Origin of the sequence: Hymenobacter sediminicola, from assembly GCF_014250515.1 — a bacterium.
GTDB classification, from domain to species: Bacteria; Bacteroidota; Bacteroidia; order Cytophagales; family Hymenobacteraceae; genus Hymenobacter; species Hymenobacter sediminicola.
Map to the genome: position 1 here is coordinate 2,839,235 of NZ_CP060202.1, position 23,294 is coordinate 2,862,528.

General features: G+C 56.7%; 21 protein-coding genes and 1 riboswitch. Of the genes, 12 read left to right on the top strand and 9 right to left on the bottom strand.

The genetic code is table 11. The features are described 5' to 3' along the window. The first annotated feature begins 217 nt into the window (after nucleotides 1-217). The 6 genes from H4317_RS12120 to H4317_RS12145 all read left to right on the top strand — a co-directional run bounded on the left by H4317_RS12120 (nucleotide 218) and on the right by H4317_RS12145 (nucleotide 3,814). Entirely contained in the window at nucleotides 218-445 is a 228-nt protein-coding gene (locus H4317_RS12120) for a hypothetical protein (protein ID WP_185886858.1), read from the top strand. A gap of 10 nt (nucleotides 446-455) precedes the next feature. Then, nucleotides 456-791 carry a hypothetical protein gene (locus H4317_RS12125; protein ID WP_185886859.1) on the top strand — a complete coding sequence of 112 codons (336 nt, stop codon included), beginning with the start codon at nucleotides 456-458 and terminating at the stop codon, nucleotides 789-791. 426 nt (nucleotides 792-1,217) lie between these two features. Beyond that, a complete protein-coding gene (locus H4317_RS12130; protein WP_185886860.1) occupies nucleotides 1,218-1,931 on the top strand; it encodes a DUF5819 family protein in 714 nt (237 codons plus the stop codon). A 27-nt stretch (nucleotides 1,932-1,958) separates the two neighbouring features. Continuing rightward, complete coding sequence (locus H4317_RS12135) at nucleotides 1,959-2,930, top strand: HTTM domain-containing protein (RefSeq protein ID WP_185886861.1); 972 nt, start codon at nucleotides 1,959-1,961, stop codon at nucleotides 2,928-2,930. A gap of 6 nt (nucleotides 2,931-2,936) precedes the next feature. Beyond that, nucleotides 2,937-3,257: a hypothetical protein gene (locus tag H4317_RS12140; protein WP_185886862.1), complete on the top strand. Its 321-nt coding sequence runs from the start codon at nucleotides 2,937-2,939 to the stop codon at nucleotides 3,255-3,257. Between the two features lie 35 nt (nucleotides 3,258-3,292). Then, the gene (locus tag H4317_RS12145; RefSeq protein ID WP_185886863.1) at nucleotides 3,293-3,814 is read left to right on the top strand and encodes a hypothetical protein; all 522 of its coding nucleotides are present in this window, start codon (nucleotides 3,293-3,295) and stop codon (nucleotides 3,812-3,814) included. A 158-nt stretch (nucleotides 3,815-3,972) separates the two neighbouring features. Here the strand turns inward: H4317_RS12145 and H4317_RS12150 are convergent, their stop codons facing one another. Further along, complete coding sequence (locus H4317_RS12150) at nucleotides 3,973-5,199, bottom strand: homoserine dehydrogenase (protein WP_185886864.1); 1,227 nt, start codon at nucleotides 5,197-5,199, stop codon at nucleotides 3,973-3,975. 278 nt (nucleotides 5,200-5,477) lie between these two features. Then, nucleotides 5,478-5,592, bottom strand: a riboswitch (SAM riboswitch). A gap of 175 nt (nucleotides 5,593-5,767) precedes the next feature. On the opposite strand from H4317_RS12150, the gene H4317_RS12155 reads away from it, so the two are divergent. Both H4317_RS12155 and H4317_RS12160 read left to right on the top strand, forming a co-directional pair. Then, on the top strand, nucleotides 5,768-7,162 hold the full coding sequence (locus tag H4317_RS12155; protein ID WP_185886865.1) for a dihydrolipoamide acetyltransferase family protein: 1,395 nt from the start codon (nucleotides 5,768-5,770) through the stop codon (nucleotides 7,160-7,162). Nucleotides 7,163-7,222: 60 nt separating this feature from the next. Beyond that, on the top strand, nucleotides 7,223-7,429 hold the full coding sequence (locus tag H4317_RS12160) for a hypothetical protein (RefSeq protein WP_185886866.1): 207 nt from the start codon (nucleotides 7,223-7,225) through the stop codon (nucleotides 7,427-7,429). Nucleotides 7,430-7,503: 74 nt separating this feature from the next. Here the strand turns inward: H4317_RS12160 and H4317_RS12165 are convergent, their stop codons facing one another. Then, nucleotides 7,504-10,095 (bottom strand): TonB-dependent receptor, encoded by a 2,592-nt coding sequence (locus H4317_RS12165; protein WP_185886867.1) that lies wholly within the window; start codon nucleotides 10,093-10,095, stop codon nucleotides 7,504-7,506. Nucleotides 10,096-10,473: 378 nt separating this feature from the next. Continuing rightward, nucleotides 10,474-13,104 carry a valine--tRNA ligase gene (locus H4317_RS12170; RefSeq protein WP_185886868.1) on the bottom strand — a complete coding sequence of 877 codons (2,631 nt, stop codon included), beginning with the start codon at nucleotides 13,102-13,104 and terminating at the stop codon, nucleotides 10,474-10,476. Nucleotides 13,105-13,380: 276 nt separating this feature from the next. On the opposite strand from H4317_RS12170, the gene H4317_RS12175 reads away from it, so the two are divergent. Then, nucleotides 13,381-14,328 carry a carbon-nitrogen hydrolase family protein gene (locus tag H4317_RS12175; RefSeq protein ID WP_185886869.1) on the top strand — a complete coding sequence of 316 codons (948 nt, stop codon included), beginning with the start codon at nucleotides 13,381-13,383 and terminating at the stop codon, nucleotides 14,326-14,328. An 80-nt stretch (nucleotides 14,329-14,408) separates the two neighbouring features. Next, on the top strand, nucleotides 14,409-15,572 hold the full coding sequence (locus tag H4317_RS12180; protein WP_185886870.1) for an N-acetyl sugar amidotransferase: 1,164 nt from the start codon (nucleotides 14,409-14,411) through the stop codon (nucleotides 15,570-15,572). Nucleotides 15,573-15,716: 144 nt separating this feature from the next. Here the strand turns inward: H4317_RS12180 and H4317_RS12185 are convergent, their stop codons facing one another. Then, nucleotides 15,717-16,061 (bottom strand): 4Fe-4S binding protein, encoded by a 345-nt coding sequence (locus tag H4317_RS12185; protein WP_185886871.1) that lies wholly within the window; start codon nucleotides 16,059-16,061, stop codon nucleotides 15,717-15,719. Nucleotides 16,062-16,309: 248 nt separating this feature from the next. Here H4317_RS12185 and H4317_RS12190 point away from each other — a divergent pair, with 248 nt between their 5' ends. Together H4317_RS12190 and H4317_RS12195 are read left to right on the top strand one after the other, a co-directional pair. Continuing rightward, nucleotides 16,310-17,323: an acyl-CoA reductase gene (locus H4317_RS12190; protein ID WP_185886872.1), complete on the top strand. Its 1,014-nt coding sequence runs from the start codon at nucleotides 16,310-16,312 to the stop codon at nucleotides 17,321-17,323. 137 nt (nucleotides 17,324-17,460) lie between these two features. Continuing rightward, the gene (locus tag H4317_RS12195; protein WP_185886873.1) at nucleotides 17,461-17,766 is read left to right on the top strand and encodes a hypothetical protein; all 306 of its coding nucleotides are present in this window, start codon (nucleotides 17,461-17,463) and stop codon (nucleotides 17,764-17,766) included. Between the two features lie 139 nt (nucleotides 17,767-17,905). Here H4317_RS12195 and H4317_RS12200 read toward each other — a convergent pair whose 3' ends face one another. From H4317_RS12200 to H4317_RS12220, 5 genes are all read right to left on the bottom strand, one after another. Next, complete coding sequence (locus H4317_RS12200) at nucleotides 17,906-18,778, bottom strand: nucleoside phosphorylase (protein WP_185886874.1); 873 nt, start codon at nucleotides 18,776-18,778, stop codon at nucleotides 17,906-17,908. A gap of 172 nt (nucleotides 18,779-18,950) precedes the next feature. After that, nucleotides 18,951-19,904 (bottom strand): oxygen-dependent tRNA uridine(34) hydroxylase TrhO, encoded by a 954-nt coding sequence (gene trhO / locus H4317_RS12205; protein WP_185886875.1) that lies wholly within the window; start codon nucleotides 19,902-19,904, stop codon nucleotides 18,951-18,953. A gap of 91 nt (nucleotides 19,905-19,995) precedes the next feature. Then, nucleotides 19,996-20,628: a NeuD/PglB/VioB family sugar acetyltransferase gene (locus H4317_RS12210; RefSeq protein ID WP_185886876.1), complete on the bottom strand. Its 633-nt coding sequence runs from the start codon at nucleotides 20,626-20,628 to the stop codon at nucleotides 19,996-19,998. A 94-nt stretch (nucleotides 20,629-20,722) separates the two neighbouring features. Beyond that, a complete protein-coding gene (locus tag H4317_RS12215) occupies nucleotides 20,723-21,991 on the bottom strand; it encodes a hypothetical protein (RefSeq protein ID WP_185886877.1) in 1,269 nt (422 codons plus the stop codon). Then, nucleotides 21,988-23,292 carry a DUF2851 family protein gene (locus H4317_RS12220; RefSeq protein ID WP_185886878.1) on the bottom strand — a complete coding sequence of 435 codons (1,305 nt, stop codon included), beginning with the start codon at nucleotides 23,290-23,292 and terminating at the stop codon, nucleotides 21,988-21,990. The genes H4317_RS12215 and H4317_RS12220 overlap by 4 nt, the downstream gene beginning before the upstream one ends. Nucleotides 23,293-23,294 lie beyond the last annotated feature (2 nt).

Below are 23,294 nucleotides of genomic sequence, written 5' to 3' on the forward strand. Positions count from 1 at the left end.
AAAATCGGCTGGCTATATAATAGCATTCACCCCTCCTGGTCACTCTGTTACCAGTACAATTCATTTTTTCAACCTTAACATCTTTCCAGCGATGAAAAATTTACGCAAGATGAAACGGCCCATAGCGGCTGCAGTGTTGAGCCTATCCCTTTTTCAATTTTCCATTCAAAATGCAGTGGCTGTCGGTAGCTACCAGCAGGCGCCAGCATACGCTTCTATGCAAAGCCAGCAGGACTTGGCTTTCGGCTGGGCAGCTATTGCCGCTGGGGTAGCCGTTGTGGGTGCAGCTGTGGGCGCGGTTGTAGGAGCCTATGAAATAGGCACCATAGTTGGGCACGCCGCACACGACTTGCTGGGCCGCTCCAACGACATGGCCAGCAACTATGAGCGGGCTAGCTATGTAGCTGGCGACTTTTCTCAGTTTGACAACGCAAGCCATAACTAAGCAACTGACTATGAAAATCTTCCATAAATTTCAGCGCGTTATTGCAGCCTGCCTGCTCACGGTACTGCTGTTCACGGCATCCATGCAGAACACCGTAGCCTTGGGAACATACACCCAGGCCACGCCTCTCCAATCACAAAATGCTATGCTGGAAGAAGCCGTATTTCCGGCTGTAGCGGCAGTGGCATTTGGTGTGGTGGTAGTAGGTGCTTTCGCCTATGGTGTGTACACCGGCTACCGGGAGGCGGCTAATGGCGACAGCAACAACATGGCCAATTCGGTACTGCTTGATCCGTATCAGAGCAACGATTTCTCGGAATTTGACCTGAAAGCCGCAGCTATTTAGGCTTTACCGGCGTTAGCATCCCCGGCCAGGAGGGGTTTGGGGATGCAGATACCACCAGCAAATACCAGTGCTTTACGCGTAGCTAACACAATACAATTCATCTGCCAACATCAGTTGGCTCACTAATACGCAGCAACTAGCTGTAGCACTTTTACACAACAGCTCGGACACATCTTGACAAGGCTTTGGCGCCATCTGACGAGCATACAACCAGCACGACATAGTACTACTCTGTTTTCTTGTCGGCTCCCGCAAGCGTCTCCGTAGAGCGCCGGTTCCGATTCAGAATCAAGACACGGGTGCTTTTAGCCTTCCATATCCTGGCCCCACCTGACTACAAACACCAAGGAATAGTTCTGTTTTACTTACACTTCGTCCTGCTTGACGGTAGTGCCTGACCAGCATTTTTCACCCTCGCTGTGCCCTATGAAACCGAAACTTCTACCCCGTACTCTACTTTCCCGGCGTTACTGGTGGCTGCTGCATACCGGGCTGGTATTGATACTGATTGGCCACTTTACGGTAGTAGCATTCAGTATGCTCCCGGCAAACCCGATCAGCCACCAGTACAAATACCAGATTCAGGGTTACATGAATCCGTGGTTCTCTCAGACCTGGAATCTGTTTGCGCCTAACCCTATTGCAGCAAATCAGCGTCTCCTGTTTCAGTACGAAGTATTTCAGAAGGGAAAGCCCCTGAATTCTGGCTGGGTTGATGTGGTGGAACCACTCACGGATCTGAAAAAAGTAAGCTACTGGTCACCCGTACAGCGCATTCTCAAGCACATGTCGGCGTCGACGAACGAGGTGATTGAGACGCAGAACAAGGCCTTCCGCTTTGCAGCCCGCCAGGATACGCTGGCCAAGGACACGGCCAAAACCAAGCGTTTTCTGCGTGCTGTTGTCAAACAGTCGCCGGGCCACCGGGCTATTCTGCAGTACTCACGCCACACGCTGCAACGCCTCACGCAGGCGAACCCCACTTGGAATCAGGCTGACTCAATACTTGTAACATACCGCATTATGAGTCAGGAGTTTCCGCGCTTTTCCAAGCGCGAGCAGGATTACTTCGACGAGAAGAATTCGCGCTATACGCACATGACCAGTGAGGCCTATCTGCTGCACGTGGCCCGCCGCTAACCTGTCTTCACCTCATTTTACTTCGCCATGCTTCCCACTTCTGATTTGCTGCGCAATTCTATGGGCCTGTCGGTATTCCGGTGCCTGCTGGCCGGGCTGGTCATGAAAAATATGATTTTCTACCTGCCGATGGCCGATAATCTGCTGGGTCCCCAGGCCATAGTAGACTATGACACGTACCTGGGGCTTATGCACGCTTACGGCTTGGAGGCCCTGCTCTATCCGTTTCATGTGCCCTACGCGCCGCAGGCTTTTGTGCTGGTCACGTTTGTAGTGGCTTTTCTGCTCTTTTTTGGGGTGTTCGGGCGCGTTACGGCTTTTGTGTTGTGGCTACTGTTGCTGCTCTTCAAGCAGCGCAACGGCTTCATTCTCGACGGCTCCGACAACGTGATTGAAGTAACGCTGCCGTTTCTCATTTTGGCCGATGCCTACCGCTACAACACGCTGAGCACCGGCTCCCGCTGGCAATGGCCGGCCCCTCTGAGCAAGGCGGGCCAACTTGTGATGCGCTATGCCTCCTTGGCCCTGTTGATTCAGATCTGCTATGTGTACTTCTTCACGGCGCTGGCCAAACTGCAGGGCGACTTGTGGCTGAACGGTACAGCCACCTACTACACAATGCGCGTGGACGAGTTCCGGCAAACCAGTTGGAATATTCCGCTGACGGAGAACCACTATTTTGTGGTGTTGAGCACCTATTTCACCATTCTGTGGGAACTGTCTTTTGCCTTCCTGATTTGGTTTAGGCCCACAAAATGGCCCGTAATTGTAGGTGGCGTATTGCTGCATCTGGGCATCTGGTACTTCATGCGCATCGACAACTTCTCCTGGATTATGATTGGCTCCTATGCCATGTTTATCACCAACCGAAACTACGTGCATGCGTTGGCCTACGTGCGGCGCTTTCTACCACGCCGGAGCCGGGCCCCACAGCCCATTTCTGAGCTGGGACAAACCGTGGTGGTCCACAGTGAGCAATCCATTTCTTCTCAAAACTAGGCGCTCATGACAGTTTTCCTGATTCTGTTGTTGTCTCATCTCGCTACCACAGCAGCCAGCCTGAGGCTACACCGCCGCCTGTTTGCCGGCCGTTCTTTTCAGTTTCCCCGAACCATAGATACAGCCGTGCAGGATCCGGTTTTCCGGGCGTTGCTGCTACTGGGCATCATCCTGCCTTATGTCGTTGCATTGGTGATTAATACGTTGGTTTTCAAGCTGGATTATGCTTCCGGGCGCTATACCTGGACACTGGCACTACATACCAGCCTGAGCATCCTGTACTACCAGGCCAGCCTCCGTGCTGCGTCCAAGAAAAAACGTTCTTAGCTCTACTTACTATGAAAAAAGATCTTCTTTTTCCTTTGCTGACTTGGTCCCTGCTGACATCGTTGGTATACCTGGCAATGCTTTATGCGGTATTCTACAACTGGATGGATGCTGATACCGGATTATTCCGCGACGACAAGATGATTCTGCTGCCTGTGGTACCGGGGCTGCTGATGCTGCTGGCGGAAGGACTGCTCCACACATTTCCAATCTACCAGCACCGCGCAGAGGCGTTCCGCAACCACCTGAATCCAGTAAAAGGCATCTGGCTGCTGCTAGTGCTTTCATTGGGCACGTTGGTGTTCTGCTTTTCCCTCGATCTGCTTTACTGCCAGTTTGTGGATGCCAGCATTCCGCAGACCTACGCCGAAACCGTGGCCCAGATGTCGCTGAAAGGCGGGCGTGTCCCCGACGATTCTGTTGTTCGCTCGTTCGCGCAACTTCCTTTTTTCGCGCAGAACATCTTCATGAACATCATTTCCATCATTTTGGGCAACGTGCTGGCCCTCATGATTGGCCGTAGTATTGCGAAGCCCCTAGTGCCACAGCTCACTTGAGGCCTTATTCCGGCACCCAGAGTAAGCAGCCAAGCAGTACGCCTGAACTTCTGTTCTGAAGGCTGAAACGAAAAAGGGCCGGACGGCTTCTGGCACTTGTGCCGAAACCGCCCGGCCCTTTTTCTATTGCGTATTTCCGATGGCACCAGCGGCAGCTTCTACTGCTTGTCTACTGCTTGGGCAGCCCGCAACGAGCCCGGTAGCCGCACGACACAAATACCTGGCTCCCGCAGCCAGCGGGCCTGCGCCAACTGTTCTAGCCCAATAGTACCGGTCAGGTAGTGGCCCCGCACATCGGATTGGAACTGCTCATGCACGCGGCTAAAATCGGCCGGGTCTGGGGCTGTTTCCGCCGTAAACGTAACCAGTACTTCCACCTCAGCAGCGGCGGCCCCCAACGCCAGATGGGTTTGCTGGCGCAGTTTTTTGTACTCGTAGCGGTAGCCATAGGTGAGGGCCGACAGGTCGCTGAGCACGGCCGAAGCGGTAGGAAAAGCCCCGGCACCGCGGCCCAGAAAAAACTGCCGGTCGGCGAAACTGCTTTGGGTGATGAGGCCATTGTATTCGTCGTGCACATGCGCTAGTTCGTGCTCCGGCTTCACCAGGGTAGGCAGCACCGCCGCCGCAATAGTGCCGTTGGGCAAGCGCCGCGCTTCTGCCACCAGCTTCAGAGCATAGCCTTGTTCCTTCGCATACGCCGTAGCCAGTGGGCTTAGCCTGTCGATGCCAAGCGTAAGCAGTTGCTCAGGGGCCACTACCAGCCCAAAGGCATGGGCTAGCAGCAGCACCAGCTTGTTGCGAGCATCAAGACCTTCCACATCCAGAGCGGGGTTGCTCTCGGCGAAGCCCAAGGCCTGCGCTTGGCTTAATGCCTGCCCAAACGACAAGGCGTCGCGGTGCATGGCCGTAAGAATGTAATTGGTGGAGCCGTTGATGATACCTTCCACCGACTCCAGCAAATCCGTGTCGTAGTACTCTTCCAGATTGCGGATTACGGGCAGGCTGGCACAAGCAGCTGCTTCGTAGAGGAGCGGCGTGCCCGTTTCACGCTGCAACTCAATAAGCTCCCCCAGATGCTCAGCCAGCATCTTTTTGTTAGCCGTTACGACTGCTTTACCCCGGCGCAGTGCCTCGGTCACAATGAGGTAGGCTTCGTCAGCATCGTCAATCAATTCTACTATTACGTCCAACGCAGGGTCGTCGAGCAAGTCGTGGCGGCTGAAGGTAAACAGGCCTGGAGGCAACGTACGCGGCTTAGCGCGGTCCTTCACCCCGATACGCCCGATGCGGGCCCGCAGGCCCGGCGTACGCTCCAGTACCGTGTGCAGCCCCTGCCCTACCACTCCGAAGCCAAACAGCCCGATATTGATGTTTTTACGCAGCATATTCAATACCTAAACAGTCCAGGAAAACAAACCAGAAGTAGCCAGCCCAGGCCATAGTAGGGCAACATCAGCACAGGTTTTCTTTCCGAATGCCTGAGCAGCGGCAGTGGTAGCAGGTTGAGAACAGCATGTGGTACGCATAGGAAAAGGACGTATTGAGGTGAATGAAACGCCTCCCCTACCAAAGCACCTGATCAAGATTCCTTACCGAAATGGGCATAAAAAAAGCCCTTCCGATAAGTCAGAAGAGCCGCACCCGCAGCAGCGGGGCATCATTCAGCTTATCTTCTCCCAAGCCTGCCGTAGCACGCCTGAAACAGGATTTAGCACCTGGTATTGCTACTGGTTGCTAAGGCATCATAGGGCCTGTCCCTCCGCCTTTCTTGATAAGTACTCCGTGAAAGGAGCGCACGGCAAATATACAACCCGAAGCAGCAGACGCAAGTAGGTATACCTGCACTAGACATTTGCAGCGCGGCAACCAATGGCATTGGCCGGCGTTGTGGCTTTCTGTTACCTTTGAGTCCGCAAATTCCCCACCCAATACTCCAACCCCTACCCCAACCGCATGGCACGAGTGGAAATGACGATGCCCAAGATGGGCGAATCCATCATGGAAGGCACCGTCCTGAAATGGCTTAAACAAGTTGGCGACACCATCGAGCAGGATGAATCCGTGCTTGAAGTAGCAACCGACAAAGTTGATACCGAAGTGCCTGCCATTCATGCCGGCGTGCTGCAGGAAATTCTGGTGCAGGAAGGCCAGGTAGTAGCCGTAGGCGCTCCTATTGCTATTGTGGAAACTGATGCAGCCAATGCTGGTGCTTCTGCTCCGGCAGCTGCCCAAGCCACTGCTACCTCCTCCGACAACGGCGTGGCGGCAGTGCCCTATCTGCCCGAAGCCGGCGACCCACAGGCCAACCAAGCGCAGGCAGTGAGTGCCCCAGCCGCTCAGCCGCAGCCGGGCCGCTTCTATTCGCCGCTGGTGCTCAGCATTGCCCGCGAAGAAGGCATTTCGATGGCCGACCTAGAGTATCTGCCCGGTACTGGTAGCGAAGGCCGGGTCACGAAGAAAGATATTCTTGACTATGTAGCTGGCGGCAAGAAGCCACTTGGTGCTGCACAGGCGGCGGCAGCTCAACCAGCAGCTCAGCAGGCCCCCGCTACTCCTGCTCTTCAGGCAGCAGTTCCGGCAGCACAGCCAGTAGCCCAAACACCAGCGGCAGCGCCCAAAGCGGCGCCCTCAGTAAGTGGAAACCAGGAACTGATTGAGATGGACCGGATGCGCAAAATGATTGCGCAACGCATGGTTGACTCTAAGCGCATCTCGCCCCACGTTACTTCCTTCGTAGAGGCCGACGTGACGGACATCGTGAACTGGCGCAACAAGCACAAGGATGGCTACAAGAAGCGCGAGGGCGAAAACCTCACCTTCACGCCCATCTTCATCCAGGCCATTGCGCGCGCTATCCAGGACTTCCCGAACATCAACGTATCGGTAGAAGGCGACTACATCATCAAGAAGCGTGACATCAACGTGGGTGTAGCGGTGGCGCTGCCTTCCGGCAACCTCATTGTGCCCGTGATTCACAACGCCGACCAGCTTAACCTCAACGGCTTGAGCAAGCGGGTGAATGACCTCGCCAACCGCGCCCGCGCCAACAAGCTGAAGCCCGAAGATCTGGAAGGCGGCACCTACACGGTATCCAACGTCGGCTCATTCGGCAACGTGATGGGCACGCCCATCATCATGCAGCCACAGGTAGCCATCATGGCTGTTGGCGCTATCAAGAAGAAGCCGGCCGTCATCGAAACTCCGCAGGGCGACTTGATTGGCATTCGCCACTTCATGTTCCTGAGCCACAGCTACGACCACCGCGTGGTAGATGGCTCGCTCGGTGGCCAATTCGTGCGTCGCGTGGCCGACTACCTGGAGCAATTCGACCCGAATACGGCTATTTAGGTTGCCTCATTTACTGGAAAGCCCGTCGTTCCGGCGGGCTTTTCTTTTGTCTGAACCACCATGAAAAACGTTATTACCCTTGGGGCACTGGTTATTTCTCTGGTCCTGATTGTTTTCCTGTACGTGCGCCTTTCTGATACAGAACAGAAACTAGCTGCTGCCGAACAGAACGCCAAAGACTGTATGCAGGTGACTTTCCAACTGCAGAACAAGCTCACGCAAGCTACCAACGGCAAAACACCCGACAGCCTGCAAACGCGCAACTAGCCTCCTGCACAGCTACACAAAAAAGGCCCGTCTGCTGAGCAGACGGGCCTTTTTTGCATAAGGAGTACCAGCCGTTATGGCCGGCCACCGCTGGGTCCCTGGGCAGGCGTTGCGCCAGCGCCGTTGCCTCCGTCGGTATTGCCTCCGTCCTTCAAGTCATCGTTGTTTACGGAGCGTTTACGCCGCGCAGGAGCCATGCTCATCTTCCCGATGCGGTAGCTGATGTTCATGCGGAAGCCCGTCCGACGCAGTACGTTCACGCTATTCTGCTCCAGAAAGGGCGTGCTGATGGAGCTGCGGATTTTGTTGGTGGGCGTAAAGAAGTTGTCGGCCCCGAAACCGATGGAGCCTTTTTTCTCGGCAAAATCCTTCTTCACTCCTACGCTATACACCCCGAATCCACCCTGGTAGCCCTGCAGCTGCACCTGCCGGCCGCGGTAAAACGCAAACGCCTGCATGCCCCAGCCTTTAGTAAAATTATAGCCCCCCATCATCCGGCCGCTGGCCACCCAACCCTGGTTGCTGGCTGCATACAGCGGGCTGGAAATGTTGTTGTCAAGGCTGGCGTAGTACACGTCGGCGCCGCCGCCCAACGTCAGCTTGTTGTTGATGTTTACGTTGGCGTTCAGGCTGCCGCCGTAGGCGTTTTCGGTGCCGATGTTGTCGTAGGTAGTCCGGACAATGGCTCCGTCCTGTGTGCGGATGGGCTGAATGGAGCCATCTGTATTCCGTGCAAACACCGAGAAATTCAGCGAGGTCTGCTTGATGAATGTGTTATAGCCCAGCTCGTAGTTGTTGGTGTATTCCGGCTGCAGCAGCGGGTTGCCTTCCGTGGTGCTGACCTGGTTAGGCACCTGTCGGTTAGGGTTCAGAAACTGTAGCGACGGACGCTGAATGCGGCGGTTGTAGGCCACTTTCAGTACGTTGCCGTTGGCTAGCTTCCTTGACAGATTCACGCTGGGTACCAGCACCCCGTAGGATGGAATAGAAGGCGCGTTTTCGGTGCGGAAGTTGGCATCAATGGTCGTGTACTCGTAGCGGGCACCGGCTTTCAGCGTGTAGCTTTTCAGAAAGCTAAGCGTGTACGAGGCATAGGCCGCCGCCACGTTCTGGTTGTAGTCGAACACGTTCGAGAGGTTGGTGCCGGACTGTGGCTGGCCATTGAGCAGCGTGGTGTAGTCGCTGTTCACACGGCGCATAATGTCCTTGGCGCCAAACTCCAGTAGCTGCGTTTTGCTCAGCGGCGTCTGGTAGTCGGCTTGCACCGTTACTTCCTGATTGTAGCTGTCGTTGTCGTTGCGCAGGTTGTCACCTGTATTTTCACCGGCCAGAATCAGATTGGTGAAGTTGTTGGTGCGGGTGTTGCGGCTGTACTGGGCCAGCAGGCTGAACTCGCGCTGCGGCGTTTCGAAGGTACGGGTGTAGTTCAGGGTTGCGTCCAGCGTGTTCGAGTTATCAAGCACACTGATGTCGCGCAGGCTGCTGGTGGGGTTGCGGCCATCGAAGTAGGCAATACTGGTGCTCTGGTTGTCCTGGTAGTTCGTGCCATTGCGCAAACCCAACTGTACCGATGCCGACAGGAAATTATACTTGTTGATATCGTAGTCCCAGCCCAGCGAGTAGCGCCCAAACAGGTTCTGGTTGCGCGTGTCGGCTTCCTGCACGGTGCGGCTCAGCAGCTCACGAGTGCTCAGGTCGTTGTCCTGGATAGAATAGGTTTGCTGCTCGTTGCGGAAGCTGCCCGGCGTATTGTACTGGCCCCGGCCGCCGCCACCTAGCGAGAAGCCCATTTTGCCCACGCGGTACGTGGCGTTCAGGCCCAGATCAGAGCTGCGCAACCCGATGCTGCTACGCAGGTCCAGCGTGAACCCCTGCAGGTTATTCTGCTTGGTCACGATGTTGATGATACCACCGGAGCCTTCCGCATCGTATTTGGCCGAAGGCGAGGTAATGACTTCCACCGACTTAATCTGGTCGGCGGGAATCTGCTTCAGGGCATCGGCAATGCTGTTGGCGGAGATGGTGCTGGGGCGGTTGTTGATGAGCACCCGGATGTTGGAGCTGCCGCGCAGGCTCACGTTGCCATCAAGGTCGACGCTGAGCATGGGCACCCGTTTGAGCACGTCAGTAGCGTCGCCGCCACGGGTGGTTTCGTCCTTCTCGGCGTTGTATACGGTGCGGTCTACCTTCTCTTCTATCAGGCTGCGCTGGCCTTCCACTACTACTTCGCCCAGCTTCTGCGCCGACGATTCCAGCACGATGCCGCCCAGCGCCACCGTGTTACCGGCGTCCGTAATTACAACGCCGGTTTTTTCAACGCTCTTGTAGCCGATGAAACTGATCTGCACGGTATAGGTGCCAGCGGCCACACGCGGAATCGAGAATTTGCCGTTATCATCGGCCGAAGTCCCGTCCACCGCTTTGCCAGTAGCAGGGTTCAGCAATACTACCGTAGCATAGGATACTGGCTGCTTGGAAGCCGCGTCCGTCACGGTGCCGGTGATACGGCCGGTGCCTGCTTGCGGTGCTATGGCTGCACCCTGCGGGGCCTGTCCGGGCGCACCAGCGGGGCGCATAGCTCCGGCAGGCCGTTCGCCCTGTGGCATCTGTGCCCAGCCCAGTCGGCCAGCCGTGGTGAGAACCAGAACGAGGAAAATCTTTTTCATGAACTTCTATTGAAAGATGCCGCCCGGCAAACCGGCGCGGCGTTATGGCTGCTCTATTGTTGACGCGAACTTACCTCAGGTGCCAAAGGCCCGAAAATCAAACCGACTAACCAGCAGTTTCTGCCCCTGAAAACCCACAAATCATCCGCTGGTTTCGCCGGCCAGCCGAAGCCACAGACACGCTTTCGGCAGTAGAGTGGCACATGGTGTAGAAATTAGTTTCGAATCGGGCCTTGCAACCGGAATACTCTTGATTTTTCCCTGCAAGCGCTCCGCCAACTACCAGGCTCCACGCCTTTCCCCATGCTTTGGGCTGAGAAAAGAAAAGGCCGGCTCCTTGGGAGCCAGCCTTTTTCAAACCACTCTATTGCGGTAGTGCTACAGCGCCGCTAGGCTTTGCTCTAGGGCCGTGATTTTGGCTTCGGTGTCGGCCAGCTTCTGCCGCTCACGCTCCACCAGGTCGGGCTTGGCATTGGCCACGAACTTGTCGTTGGCCAGCTTCTTCAGCACCGAGTCGCGGAAGCCCTGGGCGTATTCCAGTTCCTTCGAGAGGCGCTCCTTCTCGGCCCCGAGGTCAATCTGACCTTCCAACGGCACGAAAAACTCCGCGCCGCCCGCCACGAAGCCCACCGAAGCCGCCGGCGCTTCCGTTACCACCGATACGTCGGTGAGAGCGGCCAGCTTGCGGATGATGGGGTCATAGTCGGTGAGCAACTGGGCGTCGTCGGTTTTGGCGGACAGGGTCAGGGGCTTGTTGGGGCCCAGGCCCTTCTGGTTGCGGATGGTACGCACACCGGCCACGATGGCCAGGGCCTTTTCCATGCGGGCCAGCACCTCGGCGGCGCCCGCCACAGGTTGGGCCTTGGGCCAGGCGGCCACGCACACGTACTCCTTGGGGCCGCGCTCCTTCAGCTCATGCCAGATTTCCTCGGTGATGAAGGGCATGAACGGGTGCAGCAGTTTGAGCAGGGTTTCCAGGAAACCGGTAGTCAGGCGTAGCGTTTCGGGGTCGATGGGGGCCTGGTAGGCGGGCTTGATCATCTCCAGATACTCCGAGCAGAAATCGTCCCACACCAGCTTATACACCGTCATCAGCGCGTCGCTCATCCGGAACTTCTCGAAGTGCTCGTCCAGCTCGGCAATGGTGGCGTTGAGCTTAGCCCCGAACCACTCCACGGCCTTCTCGTTGGGGAAAGGCAACGCGGCATCTACCTCCCAGCCTTGGGTGAGACGGAAGGCGTTCCAGAGCTTGTTGGAGAAGTTGCGGCCCTGCTCCACCAGCTTTTCATCGTAGAGTAAGTCATTGCCGGCCGGGGCCGAGAACAGCATGCCGGTGCGCACGCCATCGGCCCCGAACTGCTTGATGAGGTCCAGCGGATCGGGCGAGTTGCCGAGCTGCTTACTCATCTTGCGGCCCTGGGCGTCGCGCACGATGCCGGTGAGGTACACGTTGCGGAAGGGCACTTCCTTGCGGAATTCCAGCCCAGCCATAATCATGCGGGCCACCCAGAAGAACAGGATGTCCGGCCCCGTCACCAGGTCATTGGTGGGGTAGAAATAGTTGACGTCGGCATTGTCGGGGTCCTTGAAGCCGTCGAACACCGAAATCGGCCACAGCCACGACGAAAACCAGGTGTCCAGCACGTCCTCGTCCTGGCGCAGGTCCGAAAGTTGCAGGTCGGCGTTGCCGCTTTGCTCCCGGGCCTGGATCAGTGCCTCTTCGGCGGTGAGGGCCACCACGTAGGTGCCATCGGGCAGGTAGTAGGCCGGAATCTGCTGGCCCCACCACAGCTGCCGCGAAATGCACCAGTCGCGCACGTTCTCCATCCACACCCGGTAGGTGTTCTTGAACTTGGCCGGGTGCAGCTTTACAGTGTCGTTTTCCACCACTTCCAGCGCCGGCTTGGCCAGGTGCTCCATTTTCAGGAACCACTGCAAGCTTAGGCGGGGCTCAATGACAGCTTTGGTACGCTCCGAAGTCTGCACGATGCTGGCATACTCCTCCACCTTCACCAGGTGGCCGGCTTCCTCCAAATCCTTCACGATGTTGCGGCGGGCCGCAAACCGGTCCTGGCCCACGTAGAGCACCGCTTTTTCGTTGAGCGAGCCGTCGTTGTTGAGGATGTCGATAACGGGCAGGTTGTGCTTGACACCCAGCTCGTAGTCGTTCAAATCGTGGGCCGGCGTCACCTTCAGCGCACCCGTCCCGAAGTCGATGCTCACGTACTCGTCCAGAATCACCGGAATTTCGCGGCCCAGCAGCGGAATCCGCACCTTCGCGCCGTGCAAATGGGTATAGCGCGGGTCGTTGGGGTTCACCGCCACCGCCACATCGGCCATGATGGTTTCGGGCCGGGAAGTAGCCACGGTCAGGAACTGCCCCTCCTGCCCCACTACTTCATACCGCAAATGGTACATCTTGGCCATGACGTCCTTGGGAATCACTTCCTCGTCGCTGATGGCCGTTTGGCTTTGCGGGTCCCAGTTCACCATCCGGACGCCACGATACACGAGGCCCTTCTGGTGCAAATCCACGAACACGCGCAGCACGGCCTCGGTCAGCTCGGGCTCCATCGTGAAGCGCGTCCGGTCCCAGTCGCAGGAGGCGCCCAGCTGCTTGAGTTGCTCCAGGATGATGCCGCCATACTTTTCCTTCCAGGCAAAGGCGTGCTCCAGAAACTGTTCCCGGGTCAGGTCCTTCTTCTCGATGCCCTGTTCCTTCAGCAAGGCCACCACCTTGGCCTCGGTGGCAATGGAAGCGTGGTCGGTGCCGGGCACCCAGCAGGCTTCCTTGCCCTGCATGCGCGCGCGGCGCACCAGCACATCCTGAATGGTATTGTTGAGCATGTGGCCCATGTGCAGCACGCCCGTTACGTTGGGCGGCGGAATCACCACGGTGTAGGGCTGTTTGCGGGGGTTGGCCCGGGCTTTGAAGAAGCCCTGCTCCTGCCAGCGCTGGTACCACTTGGCTTCAACGTCGGCGGGCGTATAGGTTTTGGCGATGGACATCGTCAAGAGGGAATAAGATCAGTGCAGAATACCCGCAAAAGTAGGCATTTCGGGCGGGGGGCGGAAATGGGCCGTTTTAGGCGAAAGGTGTGGACTTCGCGTTCAGGTATTGCCGGCCGGCTAGCTTTACACACGCCCTTCTTTCTGATATTTATCGGGTTCATATCTTGCAGAAACCGTATTTTGGCGCTTCGCAAGGGTGCCTTCCTCTGCCTTTTCCTAGGTATTGCCGTTTTAGTTTTCCCCTGTTTCCTTTCTTGTAGTTGATGCGTGCGTATGGCTCTTTTCTCTTTTCGTAAACCGTCAGCCTCCAAAGCAGCCCCCACGTTACCAGTTGCTGCCCCACCTCAAGCTACGAGCACAGCTCCTTCTTTCGCCGGTTCTATTCGGGTAGGCATGGGCCAGTTGCTGGTAGAGGGCGGGGAGCCAGAGCGTAACATGGAGCGCGCCGCCCAGATGATTGCCGAGGCCGCCCGCCAGACCTGCGACGTTGTGCTGCTGCCCGAAACACTGGATTTTGCCTGGACACACCCTAGTGCCCTTACTGAGGCTCAGCCTATCCCGGGCCTCTACTCCGACCGGCTCTGCCAGGAAGCCCTGCGCCACCAAGTATATGTGTGCGCGGGCCTGACGGAACGTGGCCCCGACGGCCGCAACTACAACGCCGCCATTCTCATCAACCCCAAAGGTGAAATTCTTACCAAATACCACAAAATCAACCTTCTGACTGTAGAACAACCTTTCTATGCAGTAGGCCAGACCCTGAACGTAGTGGACACTCCGCTCGGCAAAATCGGGGTCAATATCTGCGCCGACAACTTCCTAGATGGCCTCAGCATTGGGCACACGCTGGCCCGCATGGGTGCCGAATTCATTCTGTCGCCTTCTTCTTGGACTGTGGACTACTCCATTACGGAAGAAGACGACCCATACCGCGAGAAATGGGTAAAGCCCTATTCCATTCTGGCTCAGCTCTATAACGTAGCCATTGTAGGCACTACATCTGTGGGCTACATTGTGGGTGGCCCGTATGAGGGCAAAAAAAGTGTGGGCTGCTCATTAGCTGTCGATGCGCTGGGTGTCCGGGCCCAGGGCACTTTCAATGAGTTTGCCGGTGACCTGGTTGTGGCAGAACTACCGCGGCCAATCCGGGCGGAGAAAGGCACGCAGATCGGGGAAATGCTGCTGCGCAAAGGATTCCGCTTTGATGTGCTGCCCGGTTAATTTTTTGCCAATCCACTTTCTTTTAATCCCTCTTTAACTCGGCTATGCCAATTTGCAGGCATATTCCGTTCCGCTACCGCATGACTCAACTTTACCAACAGTGCACCCGCTGCATCATGGATACCACCGTACCCGGTATTCAGTTCGATACGCGTGGTGAATGCAATTTCTGCGCTGTACACGACCACATGGACCACGCTTTTCCTTTAGGAGAAGCCGGCCGCCGGAAGGTGCAGGAAATAGCAGATGATATTAAGCAGCTTGGCAAAGGCAAAAAGTACGACTGCGTATTGGGGGTAAGTGGTGGCCGCGACTCCTCCTATACCATCTGGTACTGCGTGGTAAAACTGGGGTTGCGGCCCTTGGCGGTGCATTTCAACGACGGGTTCGGTAATCCGGTAGCTGGCGAGAACATGATTAAGGCATGCCGCAAGCTGGGCGTAGAAATGCGCACCATCACATCGGACTGGCGCGAATCCAAGGACCTCAAAATTGCCTTCCTTAAAGCCTCGACTCCCGATATGGAAGAAGGCACCGATGTGGGCATTGCCACTGCTCTGTACGGCGTAGCCGCCAAGGAAGGCATTCAGCGCATTGTCATTGGGCAGTCGTTCCGTACGGAGGGGATTGCGCCGCTGAGTTGGAACTACCTGGATGGCAAGTACCTGAAAGCAGTGCAGAAGCAGTTCGGCACGGTGCCGCTACGCCCCTGGAAACCCGATGACCCGGGATTCAATCTGGGCATTAAGGAAATGTTCTACTATGCTTTCGTGCGCCGCATCAAAACCGTGACTCTACTCTACCACGTGGATTACGTGCGGGCTGACGTGGATGAACTGCTGGAGCGGGAACTGGACTGGGTGAACCCCGGCGCGCACTACTTCGACGACCTCTACCAAAGCGTCATCTACTACCTCAACCGCACCAAGTTCAACATCGACCGACGGCTGTTCAATTACTCAGCCTTGGTGCGCTCGGGCCAAATGAGCCGCGAAACGGCGCTCGAACGAGTTAGTCACGTCAATAAGATCGAAGACGAAAAGGTTATTTCTCTTTGCATCAAACGGCTGGGCCTGACGCGGGAAGAATTTGAGCAGATTGTGGCAACCCCACCCAAAACCTTCCGGGATTATCCCAACAATTATGCGCTGATTCAGCAGCTGCGCTGGCCCATCAAAATGCTCAGCCGCCTGAACCTGATTCCGGAATCCGCTTACGATAAGTATTTCAACTGCGGCACCTAAGCGTAGATGCTCACTTGGTTGTGAGCATGTGCCACGGGCGGCACCGGATTAGTCAAACAAACGCCGCCACAACAAACAAGAGGCTTGCCAGTTGGCAAGCCTCTTGTTTGTTCAACGCAAATCATCTGACTATAAAAGCCGTGATTAGGCGTGCAACCATTCTTTTTTGGCCGTCAGCTTCTCCTGCGATTCGCGGTAGTCAGGGTCGTCTACGCAGCAATCAACGGGGCACACAGCAGCGCACTGGGGCTCTTCGTGGAAACCGACGCATTCCGTGCACTTATCGGACACGATGTAGTAGTACTCGTCGGAGACGGGTGTTTGGGGTGCTACCCCTGACACAGTCTGACCTCCATCAACAGTTACTTCCTTCAGCGTGGTGCCATCAGACCAGCGCCAGGCAGCGCCGCCTTCGTAGATGGCCGTATTGGGGCATTCCGGTTCGCAGGCACCACAGTTGATGCACTCGTCGGTTATCATGATGGCCATAGCCGTGGAATCAGTTTAGTGAGTAGTCGGAACGTTATAACGCAGAAAAAGGCTACATGGCAGCCTAACTGGTAGGCAAAAGTAGAAACTAACTCGTAGCCTTGCGAGTTTTTTACTACTAGTGCCCGCAGATAGTACGAAGCCGGCAGGTGAAACGGCTCGTTTGACGTTCTTGCGTCTGTTTACCGGCAACTGCTCCGGCACCTCAGCTTCGCTACCGCCTTCTTTCTGACACTCTACTCCCGCTCATGACCCATACCGAACGACTCACCGCCTTTGTTGCCCTGGGTCAGCTGCTGAGCCACCTTTCCAAAGATGAACTGGCCTCTCTCACGTCCCGTGCCCGCAACCAGAATGCCTGGTTTGATGGGCCGAATGTTGAATCTGCTATTCGTGGGGTAGCAGAGCTTCTGGCTGAAGGAAAACTACTCCATTGGGCGGCACGCTACCCTGCCGAACCTGCTACGCCCCGGCAGATAGGCGTTGTGATGGCCGGTAATATTCCGCTGGTGGGTTTCCATGATGCGCTGTGCGTGCTGCTGAGCGGCCATACGTTGCTGGCCAAGCTCAGCAAAGACGATACGGTACTGATGCAATGGATTCTAGAGGAGTTGACGCGCCTGGAGCCACGCTTTGCCGAACGGATTCAGGTAGTAGACCGCCTCAACGCTGCCGACGCCTTCATTGCCACCGGCTCTGACAATACTGCCCGCTACTTCGAGTATTACTTCGGTAAGAAACCCAACATTATCCGACGTAACCGCACCAGCGTAGCCGTACTTACAGGCCGCGAAGAGGCGCATGATCTGGGTTTGCTGGGTGAAGACATCTTCCGTTACTATGGCTTGGGCTGCCGCAACGTGAGCAAGCTATATGTGCCCAAGAACTACGATTTTACGCCTTTGCTCGACTCCTTGCAGCCCTGGCACCACATCCCTGACCACCACAAGTACCAGAACAACTACGACTACAACAAGAGTATTCTGCTCGTAAACCGCGTGCCACATCTCGACACCGGATTTCTGCTACTGACGGAAAGCGCACAGCTCGTTTCGCCGATTTCGGTGCTGCACTACAGCACATATTCCAGCGAAGTAGATCTGGTGGATCAGTTGACGGATGTAGCTACTCAGACTCAGTGCATTGTGTCGGGCGGCGGGCAGTGGGCGGGCAGCTTTCCTTTTGGGCGGGCACAGTGTCCCACCGTTTCCGATTATGCCGATGGCGTAGATACGATGGCCTTTTTGGCGGAGCTAGCGTAAAACACAGCAGAACGGTAAGGCACGGTTTTCGCCTCGCACCATCTCGGGTTTTGTGGTATCTGCCTCATGAATTCCTCATTGGCTGGCGGCCATATTCCGGCCTCCTGCCGTTCTCTGACCTTTTAGCTTCCACTTTTATGTCTCTGCCACTCCCGACTCTCGCTGCCGAGGTAATCGATAAAGACCTCATTCCAACTCTGCGCTTCCCCCACGATGACGTGCTGACTGACCCAGCCGATATCAAACAGCGCCGCCATGATGCGGAACGCGCCACCAGCCTCGGCAACAACTACCATGGTAAGCTGGATATTTATTTTCAGACTGATGATGGCGCCGTGAAGCGCGTGTACACTACCATCTGGGCTACTCATGAGGAATACCTCACGCTAAAGTCCGGCATCACGCTGCCGCTACATGCTGTGCTGGCATTCGACTTTTACTAGTCGGTGCTTGACACGCTTGAAGCCACAGTAGGGCCCGTGTTTCCGGATGCTATGTGCCGGATTCATTTTTGTCTACAAAAGAAAGGCTTGCCATGTGGCAAGCCTTTCTTTTTTACTGTGGCTACAAGCTCTTTCTGACCTAGATACGGTCCAGGGTATTCTGAATCAGGTCGTTGACAACGTCTTCTGAGTTGGTGGCGAATTCGCCGGTAGCGCGGTTGGCCACAATGGCATTCAACGACACTACTTCGTGGCCCAACATACGGCCCAGCGCATAGTAGCCAGCCGTTTCCATCTCGAAATTGGTCAGCCGGAACTCGCCTTCTGCGCTTTGGTAGCGGAAGTTTTGGAACTGCTGAATCAGATCGGGAATACGCAGGTCGAGGCGCAGCACGCGCCCCTGCGGACCGTAAAAGCCAGGGCACGTGAGCGTGTTGCCGACTACCATCCCAGCGCCCAGTTGCTCGCGCAGCAAATCGTTGCCGCGCACGCAGTATGGACGGTAGCTCAGGCCTAGTGCCTGCTGCACACCACTCGCTACTTCCACTTCCAAGCCGGTTTCTACCAGCGGATAAAACTGCATCAGCGAGTCGAGGCCCACGGCATGCTCGGTTACGAGGTGCGAGCCCACCGGAATATCGGCCTGCAGCGCACCGCTGGTTCCTACGCGCACAATCCGCAGCGCAATCCGCTCTTCCAAGGGCCGCGGCTCCCGCGTTACGAAGTCGATGTTGACCAATGCATCCAGCTCATTGAGCAGAATATCTATGTTGTCGGTGCCCATACCGGTGCTGATGACCGTGAGGCGCTTGCCTTTATAATAGCCCACATGGGTCACAAACTCGCGCTTCTGCATCACCGTCTCAATGGAGTCGAAGTGCTGGCTGACGAGTGGCACCCGCTCCGGGTCGCCGACGGTAATGATAGTATCGGAAATGTGGTCGGGCTGCAGATTCAGGTGATAGATGCTGCCATCCTTGTTGAGGATAAATTCGGAGTCGGCGATGGGCATAGTGGGAGGGATTAAGGGAAAGGAAGGTGCAATGGTACTGAAAAACGGAATATTGGGCAGCTGCCAAACCAAGGCTACTGCAGAACGAAAAGGACCTTGTCGCGCCGGAATGAGTCGTGCAAACGACAGCCATTCCAGCAGGACAAGGTCCTGACCGGGAAATGATAAGCGCCTACCTCACTGGGGCGCGGTAGGAAATCAGGCCTTGCTCAGGACTGTAATGGTTGCTGATTTTGGGATAGGTACCCGTACCATCATAAGGGCGCTTGTCGGGGTGCTCCAGGCAGGTAGCAGAGCAGGCGCCTTCCAATTGCTGGCCGCAGGTTTCGCAGAGCGGCACGTGGGCGTTGCAGTGCGGATTAGCGCAGTTCACCATCCGGTCGGAAAGCGTGCCGCAATGGTGGCAGTGGCTGATAACGGTGGGGTTGACGCTGTTCACATCCACAGCCACCCGGCCATCAAACACATAGCACTTACCGTCGAAATCTTCGCCGCCAGCCTCCAGTCCGTACTTGATAATGCCGCCGTGCAGCTGGTAGACGTCCTCGAAGCCCTGCTCCAGCAAAAAGGCGCTGGCTTTCTCGCACTTGATGCCACCAGTGCAGTATGTCAGGATTTTCTTGCCTTTGTACTGCTCCAGCTCGGCCACCTTCTCCGGAAACTCGCGGAAATTCTCGATGTCGAGGGTGACAGCGTTTTTGAAACGGCCCAGTTCATGCTCGTAGTCGGAGCGCACGTCCAGCACCACCACATCTTCCTGGTCTTTCAGGTCCCGAAACTCCTGCGGCGAAAGATGCACGCCGGTCCGCTCATAGGGCTTGATGTGGGGCAGCCCCACATGCACGATTTCCGGCTTCACGCGCACGTGCAGCTTCTGAAAAGTGTGCGCGGCAGCGGGTTCTACTTTAAATTCCAGCGTCGCAAAACGCGGATCGGCCTTCACTATGCGCATGTACTCCGCACAATCAGCCACGGTGCCCGATACGGTACCGTTCAGGCCCTCAGGGGCCACAATGATGCGCCCCCGCAGATTCAGATGTAGGCACAGCCGATGATGCTCGTCGCGGAACTGCTCCGGATTGTCAATCGGCGTGTAGCAGTAATACAGCAGAACGTGGTAGTCCATCTTTTTAATAGAAGTGAGATGTCGGAGCCTAGAGCCGAGAAATTCTTATGCTATTTCTCGAGTCTACCCTCCATCTTCTAAGTTCTCAAGTTTATACTTTCTGAGCGGGGTTGCCGAACACTGTCTGGTTCGCAGGCACATCGGCTACCACTACTGAACCAGCGCCAACACGGGCCTTGTTGCCGATTTTGACGCCGGCCACCACTATAGCTCCCGCCCCAATAAAGGCCTGCTCCCCTACCGTTACATCGGCGTTGAGGATAGCTCCGGCCCCGAGTTGTGCGTAGTCGCCCAGGTCTGCGCGGGCATCCACCACGGCATTGGGTCCAATCAGGCAGCCGTTGCCGATTTTGGCCGTGCCCACTACCACTGCGTTTGCACTTATCAGGTTGCCATGGCCCAACCACGCATGCACCGACACGCTGGCACGCTGATGGATGGCATTGACCGGTACAGCCTGATACTCTTCGTGCAGCATGTTGGTAAGGCTGCGGCGGCTGGCAGTGTCTTCGGTAGCCACAAACACCTCACACTTTTTGCCCAGTAGCTTGAGCAGTTCCTTGTCGTCGGTGCTGCCCATTACGGGCACATCAAACAGCTCCGTGTTTTGCAGCTTGGTATCGTCGTCGAGGAGGCAATACACCACCAAGTCGTTAGAAAGAAAGGCATCGAGGGCAGAGGTGCCCACCGTTTGGGCACCGAGTATGATAATAGGATTTTCCATGCGAAGCGAAAAGCGGCCAGCGGCCGGCAGAGTTCCAAAACGCAAATTTAAGGATTCGTTTGCTCGTATGCCTTACCGGTAGCCAGCAGCAGCCTTACATTCCGATGCGTCGTAGCCAGCGGGCGGCCTCAACGTGCTGCAACCCCAGCCACAGCAAGTAGGGCAGCAGGGCCACCCGATACCGATTGAGGGTTCCCAGATTGGGCGTACTCAGGCCCAACAGCGCCGCCAGCAGCAAGCAATACACCAACAGGGCCACCACCGCTGCAAACGGCAAGAACCCGGCCCGCCCACGGGCTGTTTCTACGGCAGCCCACAACAGCAAGGCCAGCAGCAGCAGGTTTTCGAGGCCGGCCGCGGCATAAAGCGGGCCGCTTCCCTCCCAGGGCCAGGGGCGGCTCAGAGTGGCGCCGATTGCTTGCGGGGCGTGTTGCAGGAGGCTTTCTCCCGTGGGCCGAAGATTTGGGTAGTCGAGGTGCGGACGGCTGCCGGAATTCTGCTGTAGCGTATGGTAGTTGATGAGCAGGCGGCTGGTAAACTTATTGAGGCTGAACACCGGGCTGATTTCTCCCAGCATCCAGGCTCCGCCGAGCAGCCATCCGGCCATCAGCAGCACCGCCACCCCGCGCCGGGGGCCGCCCAGTAGCCGCTCCACCACCCGTATCAGCCCCAGGCCCGACAACGCCGCCAGCAGCAACCCGGCAAAGAAGAAGCGCATTTGAAAGTGCAACACTGCCAAAACCAAGGCCAAAACCACCGCCCTAGGCCGCACCGGCCGGCTGCCGTAGAGCCAGCCCAGTACCAAGGCTACTACTGCCGCTCCGCTCCCTACCAGCAAGCTTTCCTTCGTGATACCGGACGTCCAGTACACTACGCTCGGCCACATCAGAAAACCAACCAGTACGGCTCCGGCAGGCGTAGCAGGCCAGATTTGGACTACGACTCGAACCAACTCCCAGCACGCCACGAAGCAAAATAGCGAGCAATAAAGCCCCATCAGCAAAGCACTGCCATTGCCAGCCAATTGCAGCCCCGACAGCAGCTTAATGAAGAACATGGTGTTTGAAAACCCGTGGAACACCAGATGCCGTCCGGCAAAGTGAAACTCATTGCTGCCCAGCGTATGCAGCCAGGCTGCCGGGTCGGCCCAGAGTTGCTGATTGACTGAGCGTGACCAACTGAAATAGTACAAAGGGTCGCCGCCGATGAAGTAAGTAGCCACAGCGCAGGCCAGCATTTTTAGGGTCAGCAGCGGCAGTAGCCAGCGGCCCACGAGCGGCTCGGCAAGCCGGAGCCGGAGCCAGTGCCACAGCAGCAGCAGCAGTCCGCTATTCAGTACCAATGCTACCAGCAGCTGCTTCACCGGATGGCCATATTGCGTTGCAGAATCCGGCTCCCGATGGCGCACTGCATGCAGCGGCGCGGCACGCAGTAGCCCCGGTGCAGTGCCAGCAGCCCCTGCGAGTCGGCAGCAGTGCGGTGCACAAATCCTTGTGCGGCATACGCATCGGTAATATGATTGTGCTCAGCAGACAGCTGACTAAGCAGTGCTACGGCACTTTCCACCAGTTCTGGTTGGCCTACGTGCCGCGCATACGCTACGCGCAATGGCACTACCACATTGGTAATCAGAACCTGAATACTGCTTTTGCCTAGTGTGGGCACTTTGCCCGGCACACCCGGCCGGTAATGCCCGCGCCAATAGTCGGTGGTAGGCGCTTGAAAAAAACGTAGTAACGTAGGTACGTCAGCGGCAGAAAGCAGAGCATCGAACAGCGCGGGGCGGGCGTGCAGCACAGCCGCCAGCTGGGCTAGCCGCACCGGCGGGAAGTTGGCCGGCCGCATCCGCAGGAAGTTCCATTCGTGGGCGGCCAGCGCTGTACCATGCAGGCTATACTTGTGGCGCAGAAACTCAAATTCCTGCCGTAGCCCGGTTATATACGCATCCGTGCGGGTGTTTTCATTTTCAGTCAGGAAACCAGCCTGCCCAAACAGCAGTGCCTCCAGTTGGCGGGCATCGTGGCGGTGGCGGCGTAGAATACCCAGTGGCAGGGCTTTGGCCAAGCGCGCCAGCGGCTCACTGTTTTTCTGAAACCCAAACGCGCCGGCCAGCGCGTGGTAGGCAGTGGCTTCCCAGTCCTGGCCCAACTGCTGGTGTAGCTCAGCCACAACCGCCGCTTTTTGCTCCACCCGCTCCAGTAAGGCTCGCTCCGCCATACTTACTCTGGTGATATCAGGTACCGTGCCCAGCAACGGAGCGCAGGGCAGGGTATCGGCTGTATCGGTGGCCAACAGGAGGCGTTCGTAGCTATGCAGGAGTTCCGGCGCAAGGCGCGGAGCCAGTACCAGCGCTGGCACCTCACTCCCATCGAGGCGGCACACGGGCTGGTCGGCTTCAAAGACCACATGCAATACTACCTGGTCGTATTTCGGGTCGTGCTGATGCTTGTGACGGTGCCAGTCGGAGGCGCGGATATGGATTTCCACCGCGCCGTTCCACTCCACTTCGCCCAGTTGCAGACGAGCATTCAGGAAGTCAGGGCCAGCATCGGAATTGCGCATGCCGGGCCGAAGCACAGTTAGTACTTCACCAGCTGTGGTGTGCAACTCTGCCTTATCGAAATATTGATGCTGCCAGACGTAGTGGAGGAAATCTTCTTGCATAA